Source organism: Sphingobium lactosutens (assembly GCF_013393185.1).
Taxonomy (GTDB): Bacteria; Pseudomonadota; Alphaproteobacteria; order Sphingomonadales; family Sphingomonadaceae; genus Sphingobium; species Sphingobium lactosutens_A.
This window is the reverse complement of sequence record NZ_QJQX01000036.1, coordinates 141,712-153,685: the sequence shown is the minus strand read 5'-3', so window position 1 is coordinate 153,685 and position 11,974 is coordinate 141,712. Positions and strand designations below refer to the sequence as shown.

Below are 11,974 nucleotides of genomic sequence, written 5' to 3'. Positions count from 1 at the left end.
GGACTGGGGGAAGCCCCGACATGCGCCGCCTTGTCTTAACCCTCATTGAATGACGCTGGTTCCGTAATGATCCATGGAGGATCATGACGAAAGTTTAACGTCGCCCCTGAAATTGCCGCAGGAATTCATTGTCCGGCGACAGGATGATATTGGTCTGCCCGGTCCGGTCGGGGGCGAAGGTGTAGCGATAGCTCTGCATGGCCCGATAGAAATCGTAGAAATTCGGATCCTTGCCATAGCTTTCGGCGTAGATGCGCGCGGCGTTGGCGTCGGCTTCGGCGCGGATGATCTGCGCCTGCTTGGCGCCCTGTGCGCGGATGGTCAGCGCTTCCTGCTCGCGCGCGGTGCGCATACGGGTGAAGGCGCTTTCCAGCGGCGTGCCGTCGGGCAGGTCCGCGCGCTTGATCCGCACGTCGACGATTTGCGCGCCATATTGGCGCGCGACGCGATTGAGGCCCGCCTCGATATTGTCCATCACTTGCCCACGCTCGGGGCTGAGCAGCGCGGCGAAGGGCCGCTTGCCCAGTTCGTTGCGCAGTGCGGAACCCAGGATCGGACGCAGCGCGTCGGACACCCGTTCCTCGCTGCCCGCCGCGATATACATGCGCAGCGGATCGACGATGCGGTACCGGGCGAAGGCGTCGACCTGAAGCCGCAGCTGGTCGGTCGAGAGCACCTGCTGCCGCTCCATCTCCACCGACAGGACGCGCTTGTCGATCCAGACCACCTGGTCGAGGAATGGCATGCGCAGGATCACGCCCGCGCCCGTGCTGCCAAAGCTTTCATTAGCGCGATAGCGGTTCACGATGGCCTTGGGTTCGCCGAAGCGGACGATCACGCCCTGCTTGGTTTCCGGCACGATCGCGACGGTGCTGCCCAGGATGATGAGCGCGACCAGCGCGATCATGGCGAGGGCGACGGGATGGCGCAGGATGGACATCACTGGGCCTCCGTGCGGTTGCCGGCTTCGGCAGGCGCGGCCTGCTGCGTCCGGCGCTTGAGTTCGGGCAGGGGCAGATAGGGCGTCACATTATTGCCCTCGACGATGGTCTTGTCGACGTTCGACAGTACGCCCTCCATGGTTTCATAATACATGCGGCGGCGCGTCACGTCGGGCGCCAGCTTATATTGTTCGTAGACCTTGTCGAAGGCCGCGGCCTCGCCCTGCGCCTTGGCCGTCACCTGCTGCGCGGCGGCGCGGGCTTCGTTGAGGTAGGTCTGGGCGGTCTGCTGCGCGGCCGACACCGCCTTGAACGCGTCGTTGACGGCGGTTGGCGGATCGGCCTGCTTGATCGCGACGCCCTGGATGCGGATGCCCGATTTGTAGCCGTCCAGTATCTCCTGCATCCGCTGCTCGACCTGCTGTTCGATCGTGGTGCGCCCCGCGCCCAGCGCATCGTCCAGGCTGACGCTGGCGAGGACCGAGCGCATCGCGCTCTCCGCCACTTCGCGCACGGTCGAATCCGGGTCCGACAGCTGGAACAGATAGAGTTCGGGATTGCGGATGTTCCAGCGCACCGAATAGGCGAGGTCGATGATATTCTGGTCGCCGGTCAGCACCAGATTCTCGCTTTCCGCGCTCACCGACCCGATGTCGATGGTACGGATTTCCTCGACATCGACCGTGCTCACCGCCTCGAACGGGGCGGGCAGGGTCAGGCTGATGCCCGGCGTCAGTGTCCGGCTATATTTGCCGAGCAGGGTGACGACGCCGCGCTCCTGCGGGCCGACCCGGTGGAAGCTGGTCAGGACCAGCCACAGCACGACCAATATGCCGATGGCGATGGGCCACAGCGCCTTGCTGCTGGGACGCGGGGGCAGGCCGCCAAAGCCGCCGCCCTGGCCGCCACCGCCCTGGCCGAAGCTTTCGCGGCCCCGGCGCAGCAGCTCCTCGATCGCCGACGGACCCTTCTGCCCGCCCGAAGGCTTGCCCGGCTGGGTCCACGGATTGCGGGGGCCGCTGTCGCCGCCGCCCTTCTGTCCGTCCCCGTCCGGTCCGTCATTCTTGCCGCCCCACGGGCCTTGAACCATCGCTGCGATCGCGGGCATCCACCCGAACATTCTTTTCATGTTGTCTTCTATAGGAAGGCTTTTTCATGAAAAACAGTGCCAATGGCCGCGAATATTTCCTACAGGGCGTCCTCATGACCGATCTAGCCGATTTTGCCGCCCGTTTGACTGCCCTTACCGATGGTCGCGCCAGCAGCCCGCGCGTGAAGGAGGGGGTGATGACGATCGCGCTCGATGTGGGCGGCCTTGCCCCCGACAAGCGCGACGGCCTCGCCGCCGCGATCCGCGAGGGCGGCCTGACCGTGCCGGGCGTCACCGATGTGCGCATCGCCATGACGGCGGAGCGCCAGGGCGGAAAGAAACCGCTGCGCATCCTGGCGGTCGCGTCGGGCAAGGGCGGCGTGGGTAAGTCCACCCTGTCGGCGAATCTCGCCGTGGCGCTCCAGCGGCTGGGGATCAGGGTCGGGCTGGTCGATGCCGATATCTATGGTCCCTCGCAGGCGAAGCTCATGGCGAGCGAGGACCAGAAGCCGATCGCCCGCGACAAGAAGCTGGTGCCCGTCAGCGGCGTCGCCGACATTCCGATGCTGTCGATGGCGCATCTGGTCGAACCCGGCCGGGCATTGGCATGGCGCGGGCCGATGGTCGGCAATGCGCTGAGCCAGCTGATCGACGCCGAATGGGGCGACACCGAATTGCTGGTCGTCGACATGCCGCCCGGCACCGGCGACATCCAGCTGACCATGGTCCAGAAGCACAAGCCTGCCGGCGCGGTGATCGTCTCCACGCCGCAGGATCTGGCGCTGATCGACGCGACCCGCGCGGTCAGCCTGTTCGCGCAGGCGGGCGTGCCGATGGTCGGGCTGGTCGAGAATATGGCCGGCTATGCCTGCCCCCATTGCGGCGAACTGTCCGATCCCTTCGGGCAGGGCGGGGCGGAAAGCGCGGCGGGCGACCTCGCCATGCCCTTCCTTGGCCGCATCCCGCTGGCGATCGATATCCGCCGCCGCTCCGACGCTGGCGATCCCCCGGCGGCCGGCGACGACGCCCACGCCGCCGCCTTCCGCGCGATTGCGGAAAAGGTGGCGGACTGGCTGAAGACGGCGGGCTGACGGCCCGCTTTCTCAGCTTGGCGATATGGCCGGGATGGGTGGGTAGGCGACGGTCCGGTTTCAAGCAAAAGTGGGGATAAGCGGAATGGTAGCTTCCCAAAGGAAACTAGCCAGAGTGACACTCTAAGCTTCGCCGTGGCATTCCGCACGAATAAATAATTTCGATTTCAGATCATATTCAATGTCTATGTAATTACATCCTCCATCATTAATGTCTGGCAAAAAAACGTCGTTGTTCAACCAGCGCCGCTCTCCCGCCTTCATCCCATCAGGAGGCGGACAACCTAACAATACTTGTCCGTTTTTTGGCCCGCCTTCTTTAGCGCCCTCGCAAAAAAGCTCATCGGTCGTTTCATCTGGAATAAAATAAAAAGCTACCACGCGAGTAGGTGAAGCGTATTTATAGGTTCGGGCAAACTGGCTCATCGGCCCCGCCCCCGAAGGGATTTGAACAGCATGTTCAATGGCATCCATAATTTCTAAATGCCGTCGTTGCTCGGATGATGTGCAACTGACGGTTAAGAGCATCGCTGGGAGGGCTAAATAAGGCTTCATCTTCGTAGCCTCCTACATATTCCTGCATGTCCGCAAGTAGGCATCTACCTTTGAACTACGATCGTCCATTTCTGGTCGTTTCTAGACCTCACCCCCCGTTCGCCCTGAGCCTGTCGAAGGGCCGCACTTCTTCATCAGCCGCAAGCCTTGAAAGAAAAGAGCAGGGCTTCGGCAAGCTCAGCCCGAACGGATCTGGGATGTCTGCCTTGGCCGAACACCGACGGATGACCGTCCCTATACGCGCAGATGCAGGAACTGATTGAAGTCGCTCCTGCCATAATCGCCGAATGCATCGCCATCGCGAAAGCCATGTGCCCGATACAGTGCCAGCGCCGGATCGAAGGCGGGGCCGCTGCCCGTTTCCAGGCTTAGCCGTCCCATGCCCAGCGCCCGCGCCTGCGCGATGATGTGGCGCAGCAATGCCGTCGCCACGCCGCGGCGGAGGTGATCGGGATGGGTGCGCATCGACTTGATCTCGCCATGGTCTGCCGCCAGCGTCCGTATCGCGCCGACCCCGGCGATGGCGGTCCCATCCCATATCGTCCACACCTGCATGTCCGCGCGCTGCAATCCCGACAGGTCGAGCGCGAACACGGCCTCGGGCGGGCTGTTCGCCTGCATGCCGGAAAGGTGCAGCGCCAGCAGCGCGCGCGTCTGGGGATCGGTCAGGTCGTCGGGGCGGATGGCGAACATGGCTGCAGCAGTATAGCAGCCGCAGCGCCTTGCAAGCGCCTGCGTCGTCCCCATGTGCAGGAAAAGAGGAGAATGGCATGCCGCTCACCGCGCCGCAGGATATTGCGACCCTGCTCGAAGAAACCCGGACCATCGCGCTCGTCGGCATTTCCGACCGGCCCGATCGCCCCAGCTACGGCGTGATGGCCTTTCTGCAGGATCATGGCTATCGCGTCATCCCGATCAATCCGCAGATTGCGGGCGAACATGTCCATGGCGAGTTCGTCTGGGGCCGCCTGTCCGACATCGGCGTACCGATCGACATGGTCGACATCTTCCGCCGCAGCGAAGCGGCGGGCGATGCGGTGGACGAAGCCATCGCGATCGGCGCGAAATCAGTATGGATGCAGATCGGCGTCATCAATGAAGCCGCCGCCGCCCGCGCCGAGGTGGCGGGCCTGAAAGTCGTGATGGACCGTTGCCCCGCCATCGAGATTCCCCGCCTCGGTATCGCGCCGATACGCGCCGAATAGCCCTAGGCATTCGCGCCATGCCTCTCTATCAGGCAGGGATGGCGCGCGCACCGCGGAAACAATCGGACAGAAATAAAGGCCTCAGCCGTCGGACCTTGCTGGTCGGCGGCGGCGCTGCGGCGGGACTGCTGATCGCCTGGGGCGCCTGGCCGCGCACCTACAAGCCCAACCTCAACGCCGGACCGACAGAGACGATCGTCAACGCCTTCCTGAAGATCGACCGATCGGGGCAGGTGATCGTCGTCGTGCCGCAGACGGAAATGGGGCAGGGCGTCACCACCGTCCTGCCGCAGATATTGGCGGATGAGCTGGGGGCGGACTGGCGCACGATCGGCGTTCAGAGCGCCCCGATCAGCCCGCTCTACGTCAACACGCTGCTGGCGCGTGAATGGTTGGCGAGCGACTGGACGCGGCTGCTGGGCGGCGCGGGCGACTGGGCGATCGGTCAATATGCGACCCGTGGATCGCTGATGCTGACCGGCGGCGGCACGTCGATCCCGATGTTCCACGATGCCTATCGTGACGCGGGGGCGGCCGCGCGCGTCCTGCTATGCAAGGCGGCGGCGGCCCGCTGGAATATTCCATGGGAAAGCTGCGACATTCAGGACGGCATCATCTCCGACGGCGGCGAGCGCCGGATGAAGTTCGGCGATGTCGTCGGTGGCGCCGTGAACTTCGACCTGCCGGACATTCTCCCGCTGCGTCAGGGACAGGATGGCCGCCTGTCCGGGCAGGATCTTCCGCGGCTCGATACGCCGTCCAAGATCGATGGCAGCCATAATTACGCCGCCGACATCCGCCTGCCCGACATGGTCTATGCCTCGATCCGGCAGGGGCCGATCGGCGACGCCGTGCTTGCCGGGCTGGACGATCGATCGGCTAGCGGCGTCACCGGTTTCCTCAAGCTGGTGAAGCAGGAACGCTGGGTTGCCGCCGTGGCGAGCAACTGGTGGGCGGCGAACAAGGCGCTGGACCTTGCCGACCCCGTCTTCACGTTGCGGGGCAGGCCGGTCGGCAGCGGCGGCATCGACGAGGCGCTGGAAAGCGCCTTTTCCGGGTCATCCGGCCGCCGTCTCTATTCCCAGGGCGATCTGCTTCCGGTGTTCGAGGGCGCGACCATCCTCGCCAGCGAATATCAGGTCGATGCCGGCCTCCACCTCGCGCTGGAACCGATGAGCGCGACCGCCCGCGTCACCGATGACGGCGCGGAAGTGTGGATGGCGACGCAGGCGCCCGGCCTCGCCCGCAACGCCATTGCCGATGCACTCGGCCTGCCTGCCGATGGGGTCACGCTCTATCCGCTCCATGCCGGCGGCTCCTTCGGGCGCAGGATGGATTGGGAGGCTGGCGTGCAGGCCGCGCTCATCGCCCGCGACATGGGGCGGCCGGTGCAACTGCAATGGTCGCGGCTGGAGGATGTGATCCAGGATCGTCCCAGCGCGCCCGCCCATGCCCGCATGGCGGCCAGGCTCGGCCGCAACGGCGCGATCGAGGGCTGGCTGGCCAAGGTCGCGACGCCTTGCGCCATGACCCAGACCTGGGCGCGCATCGCCGATGGCAAGCTGCCCCATCAAGCGGCAGAGGCCGCCGCGGACAAGGCGACCCGGCTTGCCGTCTCGGGCATGTCGCCGCCCTATGCCATCCCCAATTGGGCGGTGGATCATTATCCGACCGATGTCTGCCTGCCGCTCGGCTTCACGCGCGGCAACGCCCATCTTCACAGCGCCTTCTTCACCGAAAGCTTCGTCGACGAACTGGCGCATCTGGCGAAGATGGAGGCCATGTCTTTTCGTATCCAGATGCTGGGCGGCAATCCCCGCCTAGCCCATTGCCTGTCCACAGCGGCGGCGATGGGCGGCTGGCAGGGCGGCATCGCCGGAAGCGGGCAGGGGATTGCTGCGCACATGATGGGCGGCGCCTATGCCGCCGTGATGGTGGAGGCGGGGATGAACGGCGACCGGGTGAGCGTCAACCGCATCATCGCCGCCGTGGACGCGGGCGATCAGGTCAATCCCGACATCGCCCGGCAGCAGATCGAAAGCGGCCTTATCTACGGCCTCGCCTATGCGATGGGCGCATCCGTCCCCTATGAGCGCGGTTTGCCGACCCGTGCGATGCTCGGCCGCATGAACCTGCCACGCCTCGCCGACGTGGGGGAGGTGACGGTCGAACTGATGCGCAGCACTGCCGATCCCGCCGGCGTCAGCGATCTGGCCGCGCCGCTGGTCGCGCCTGCCATCGCCAACGCCCTCTACACCTGGACCGGCCAGCGCCTGCGCAGCCTGCCACTCGTCGGAGCCGCATGACTAAGCCTGCCGATCATCCCGCCATCCCGACCGCAAAGGTCGGCATATTGCTGATCAACCTCGGCACGCCCGACGCGCCCGATCCGAAATCCGTGCGACGCTATCTGGCCGAATTCCTGTCCGACCCCCGCGTCGTGGAAATCCCGAAGCTGGTGTGGCAACCGATCCTGCACGGTGTCATTCTTACCACCCGGCCGAAAAAGTCCGCCCACGCCTATCAACAGGTGTGGACCGACGAAGGCTCGCCGCTCGCCGTCCATACCCGCGCCACGGCGGAGGCGCTGCAACAGGCGATGCCACGGGTCGTGGTCGACTGGGCGATGCGCTATGGCAATCCCGCCATATCGGACCGGCTTGCAGCGATGAAGGGGGCGGGGTGCGATCGCATCCTGCTTGCGCCGCTCTATCCGCAATATAGCGGCGCGACGACCGCGACCGCCAACGACGCCGCCTTCGCCGCATTGAAGGCGATGCGCTGGCAGCCCGCCATCCGGACCCTTCCGCCCTATCATGACGACCCGGCCTATATCGCCGCGCTGAAGGATTCCATCGAAACATCCCTCGCCGGACTGGATTTCCGGCCCGATGCCCTGCTCGCCAGTTTTCACGGCATGCCTCAACGCACCCTGCAACTGGGCGACCCCTATCATTGCCAGTCGGTGAAGACGGTCCGCCTGCTGCGCAAGGCGCTTTCCCTGCCCGTCCATATGAGCTTCCAGTCGCGTTTCGGCCGGGCCAAATGGCTTGAACCGGAAACGGAAGCGACACTCGCCAATTTGGTAAAGAAAGATGTCAGAAATATTGCGGTGGTGACACCCGGATTCGCCGCAGATTGCTTGGAAACCCTAGAGGAAATAGCCCTGCGTGCGAAAGATTTTTTTTTGAGCCAGGGTGGCGAAAATTTTGCCTATCTGTCTTGTTTAAATGCCTCGCCGGACGCTATCATTCTGTATCGGAGGCTGATGAGCCGCGAGCTTTCGGGTTGGATGGACTGACCCTTGTTGGAAGAGGACGCTGATATGTCGAGAGTGGCGATCGTGACGGGCGGAACGCGGGGTATCGGCGAGGCGATCAGTTTGGCGCTCAAGGAACTGGGTTATACCGTGGCCGCCAACTATGGCGGCAATGAAGAGAGGGCGAAGGCGTTCACCGACGCGACGGGAATCGCGTCCTTCAAATGGGATGTGGGCGACCATCAGGCCTGCCTCGACGGTGTGGCGCAGGTGACGGAGGCGCTCGGCCCGGTTGATGTCGTCGTCAACAATGCCGGCATCACCCGCGACGGCGTGCTGGCGAAGATGAGCTTCGACGACTGGAACGAAGTCATGCGCATCAACCTTGGCGGTTGCTTCAATATGGCCAAGGCGACCTTCAGCGGCATGCGCGAACGGGGCTGGGGCCGCATCGTCAACATCGGCTCGATCAACGGCCAGGCCGGCCAATATGGCCAAGTCAACTATGCTGCCGCCAAATCGGGCATCCATGGCTTCACCAAGGCGCTGGCGCAGGAAGGCGCGAAATATGGCGTGACCGTCAATGCCATCGCGCCCGGCTACATCGACACGGACATGGTCGCCGCGGTGCCCGCGCCGGTGCTGGAAAAGATTGTTGCGAAGATCCCGGTCGGCCGCCTTGGTCAGGCGCATGAAATTGCGCGCGGCGTCGCCTTCTTCTGCAGCGAGGATGGCGGCTTCGTGACCGGCAGCACGCTGTCGATCAACGGCGGCCAGCACATGTATTGATGAGGGACGGCGGCCCCGTGGACATTTCGGGGCCGCCCCCTTTCGCGCCGCCGGTGAAGCGGAGCGTGACCATCGCCGGCCATCAGACCGCGATTAGCCTTGAACCGATATTCTGGGATGCGCTGCGCCGGGCCGCAGCCCACGACAATGTGCCGATCAATGCCCTGATTGCGCGCATCGATGTCGCGCGCCTGGCAGTTGACCCGGCGCCAAATCTTGCAAGTGCCATTCGTTGCTGGCTTTTTTCCCAAATGCAAAAAAACGAATAAGAATTATTCGCATTAACATTGACACTAAGAGTGATTCTCAATAGCTGGCGCCCCAATTAAAGCAGAGGGGGAGTCCGCTCCAAATGAGCAAGATTGCATCACCATCATTCCTGGCCCTGGGCTGTGTCGGCGCACTCGCATTCGCAACCGCCGGTCATGCGCAGGACGCCGAGCAGGGCCAGAAGCTCGGCGGCATGACCGTCACGGACACCGCCATCGACGAATCCGAAGTGAAGGCGGCAAAGGCGGAATCGCCGAAATACACCCGCCCGCTGCTCGATACGCCCCAGACCATCACGGTCATCGGCAAGGCGACAATCCAGCAGCAGAATCTCCTTACCCTGCGCGACGTGCTGTCGACCGTTCCGGGCATCACCTTTGGCGCGGGCGAGGGCGGTTTCGGCTATGGCGACCGCATCATCCTGCGAGGGCAGGATGCCAAGAATGACGTGACGATCGACGGCGTACGCTCGGGCGCGTTCCTCAACCGCAACGAAGTCTACAATATCGAGCAGGTCGAAGTCACCAACGGCGCCAACTCCGTCATGAACGGTGGCGGTTCGGTTGCCGGCACGATCAATCTCGTTACCAAGCGTCCTCTGGCCGATGACCAGACGATCCTGAACGCGGGCATCGGTACCGACAATTATTACCGCGCCACCGTGGACGCCAACCAGCGCGTCAACGACCTGATCGCCGTGCGCCTGAACGCCGTCTATCACCGCAACGACGTCCCCGGCCGCGATGTCGAGGATTATGAGCGCTGGGGCATCGCGCCAGCGGTGACGATCGGGATCGACGGCCCGACCAGCCTGACCGTGCAGGGCGAATATCTCGACGACAAGGCCATGCCGCAATATGGCATCCGCTACTTTCCGGCGCTCGGCGGCATCCTGAAGGATTTCGATCGGTCGGGCTATTATGGCTATGCCAATCTCGACAAGCAGAACAGCAAGACCAGGTCGCTCCAGACGATCTTCAGCCATGCCTTCAGCGACAGCGTGAAGATCCGCAACCTGACCCGCTATGAACATATCAGGCAGGATACCGTCACCAGCCAGCCCAACGGCACTTTCTGCCTGGACAACGGCACGGCGGGCGGCTTCAATCCGGATACGGGCGGCGCCTGCACCGTGCGCATCGGTTCGACCTCGGCAGGCGAGACGCTGACGATCCCGGTCGGCTATTATATCCCGATCGGCGGACGCGGAAATCAGCGCTTCATCACCAACGAGACCGCCTATAACCAGTTCGATGTCAGCGCCGATTTCGACACCGGCGGCATCGGTCATACGCTGGTGATCGGCGCGTCGGCGATGTGGGAGCGGTACGACCAGCGGCAGGGCAGTCTGGGGCGCACCGCCGACGGCTTTGATCCCTATGCCGCACCGTTCAGCGCGCCAGCGACCGGCGCCGGTACGGCCACGGCGACCTATAATGCGACCGCCAGCCTTGGCTTCTACCAACCGCTGGTGAGCATCGCCAATCCGGGTGAAGTCGTTGTCGGTCCCGCCGCGACGTCGGGCCTGGCCCGCGTCTATGGCAGCAACAATTATGTCGGCCCGGTCAATTTCATCCAGGCCAGCCATGCGGTGGGGGAGCAGACCAGCTATGCCGCCTATCTGTTCGACACGCTGAAGTTCAGCGATTTCTTCGAGATCAATGGTGGTCTGCGCTATGAGAAGGTCAAGGGGCTGAGCCGCACCTTCGCCTACAACACTGTCGCAGGCTCCGCGACGCTGGGGCAGCCGGGCGTCGTCACCAACCTGCCGCGCACCGACGACAATCTCTTCTCCTACCGTGTCGGTGCCGTGGTGAAGCCGACGCCGGACACCAGCCTCTATGTCGCCTTCGGCAATTCCAAGCTGCCATCCAAGGCGTCCGTCGACGGCAGTTGCACCGTCACCAATGCAGCAGGCGGCAGCGGTACCTGTTTTGTGAAGCCGGAAACGACGAAAAATTACGAGATCGGCGCCAAGGCGGACCTGTTTGACAAGAAGCTGCTGTTGACGCTGGCCGCTTTCCGCAACGATCGCAACCAGATCAAGGTGCTGTCGGGTGATCCCAGCCTGCCCGATCAGGCGACGGATGGCCACCAGCGGGTTGAGGGCATCTCCTTCGGTGCGTCGGGCAACATCGCCAGCAACTGGACGATTTCGGCCAATTATATGTATCTCAAGAGCGAGATTAAGCAGGGCGTTTCCGACTATTGCCTGGAAAATCCGGGTTCGGTAAGCACGGCGGCCGGCACCTGCGCCAACAGCACGGCCTTCCCCGATCCGACGGCCGGCTATGCGCTGAACAACACGCCCAAACATTCGGGTAGCCTGTTCACCACCTACCGTTTCGGATTCGGTCTGGAGCTGGGCTATGGCCTGACCTATCAGGGCCGGTTCCTGATGAACCAGCCGACCCTGGCGCAGCTGACGGCGGGCAATTACATCGCCTATCATGTGCCGAGCTACACCATCCACCGCTTCATGGCGTCCTATCCGTTCACGGATAATCTGAAGGCGCAGATCAACGTCCAGAATTTCACCAACGAGAAATATGTGACGACGGTCCGCAACTCGATCGGCAACAGCTGGGCGCAGCCTGCACCGACCCGATCGGCGGTGTTCAGCCTGAACTATCAGTTCTGACGTCTGCACTGTCCCCGGTCTGTCCCGGCCGGGGGTGAAGGATGGGCGACGATGGCTCCGGGTTTCCTGGTCAGGCCTTCTGACCGACGCCCCGCATCGCCGCCCGTCTCTGACTTTGCTGAATATTGCTGGA

Annotated in this window: 11 protein-coding genes; 7 read left to right on the top strand and 4 right to left on the bottom strand. The window is 63.7% G+C overall.

What is annotated here, in order from left to right; translation table 11 throughout:
• Positions 1–94: 94 nt before the first annotated feature.
• Entirely contained in the window at positions 95–940 is an 846-nt protein-coding gene (gene hflC / locus DM806_RS07160) for a protease modulator HflC (protein WP_218647392.1), read from the bottom strand.
• Complete coding sequence (hflK, locus tag DM806_RS07155; protein WP_179042532.1) at positions 940–2,070, bottom strand: FtsH protease activity modulator HflK; 1,131 nt, start codon at positions 2,068–2,070, stop codon at positions 940–942. The genes hflC and hflK overlap by 1 nt, the downstream gene beginning before the upstream one ends.
• 74 nt (positions 2,071–2,144) lie before the next feature.
• Between hflK and DM806_RS07150 the strand changes: the two genes are divergently transcribed.
• Complete coding sequence (locus tag DM806_RS07150; protein ID WP_179042614.1) at positions 2,145–3,122, top strand: Mrp/NBP35 family ATP-binding protein; 978 nt, start codon at positions 2,145–2,147, stop codon at positions 3,120–3,122.
• A 123-nt stretch (positions 3,123–3,245) separates the two neighbouring features.
• Here DM806_RS07150 and DM806_RS07145 read toward each other — a convergent pair whose 3' ends face one another.
• Positions 3,246–3,677 (bottom strand): hypothetical protein, encoded by a 432-nt coding sequence (locus DM806_RS07145; protein ID WP_179042531.1) that lies wholly within the window; start codon positions 3,675–3,677, stop codon positions 3,246–3,248.
• A 234-nt stretch (positions 3,678–3,911) separates the two neighbouring features.
• Positions 3,912–4,370 carry a GNAT family N-acetyltransferase gene (locus DM806_RS07140; RefSeq protein ID WP_179042530.1) on the bottom strand — a complete coding sequence of 153 codons (459 nt, stop codon included), beginning with the start codon at positions 4,368–4,370 and terminating at the stop codon, positions 3,912–3,914.
• A 77-nt stretch (positions 4,371–4,447) separates the two neighbouring features.
• Here DM806_RS07140 and DM806_RS07135 point away from each other — a divergent pair, with 77 nt between their 5' ends.
• From DM806_RS07135 to DM806_RS07110, 6 genes are all read left to right on the top strand, one after another.
• Complete coding sequence (locus tag DM806_RS07135; RefSeq protein WP_179042529.1) at positions 4,448–4,882, top strand: CoA-binding protein; 435 nt, start codon at positions 4,448–4,450, stop codon at positions 4,880–4,882.
• 38 nt (positions 4,883–4,920) lie between these two features.
• Positions 4,921–7,188 carry a xanthine dehydrogenase family protein molybdopterin-binding subunit gene (locus DM806_RS07130; protein WP_179042613.1) on the top strand — a complete coding sequence of 756 codons (2,268 nt, stop codon included), beginning with the start codon at positions 4,921–4,923 and terminating at the stop codon, positions 7,186–7,188.
• Complete coding sequence (gene hemH, locus DM806_RS07125; protein WP_179042528.1) at positions 7,185–8,183, top strand: ferrochelatase; 999 nt, start codon at positions 7,185–7,187, stop codon at positions 8,181–8,183. Before DM806_RS07130 ends, hemH begins: the two co-directional genes overlap by 4 nt.
• Before the next feature lie 24 nt (positions 8,184–8,207).
• Positions 8,208–8,930 (top strand): acetoacetyl-CoA reductase, encoded by a 723-nt coding sequence (gene phbB, locus DM806_RS07120; RefSeq protein WP_179042527.1) that lies wholly within the window; start codon positions 8,208–8,210, stop codon positions 8,928–8,930.
• The gene (locus DM806_RS07115) at positions 8,930–9,199 is read left to right on the top strand and encodes a ribbon-helix-helix domain-containing protein (protein WP_179042526.1); all 270 of its coding nucleotides are present in this window, start codon (positions 8,930–8,932) and stop codon (positions 9,197–9,199) included. Before phbB ends, DM806_RS07115 begins: the two co-directional genes overlap by 1 nt.
• A gap of 83 nt (positions 9,200–9,282) precedes the next feature.
• On the top strand, positions 9,283–11,841 hold the full coding sequence (locus DM806_RS07110) for a TonB-dependent receptor (protein WP_179042525.1): 2,559 nt from the start codon (positions 9,283–9,285) through the stop codon (positions 11,839–11,841).
• The last annotated feature ends 133 nt before the right edge of the window (positions 11,842–11,974 follow it).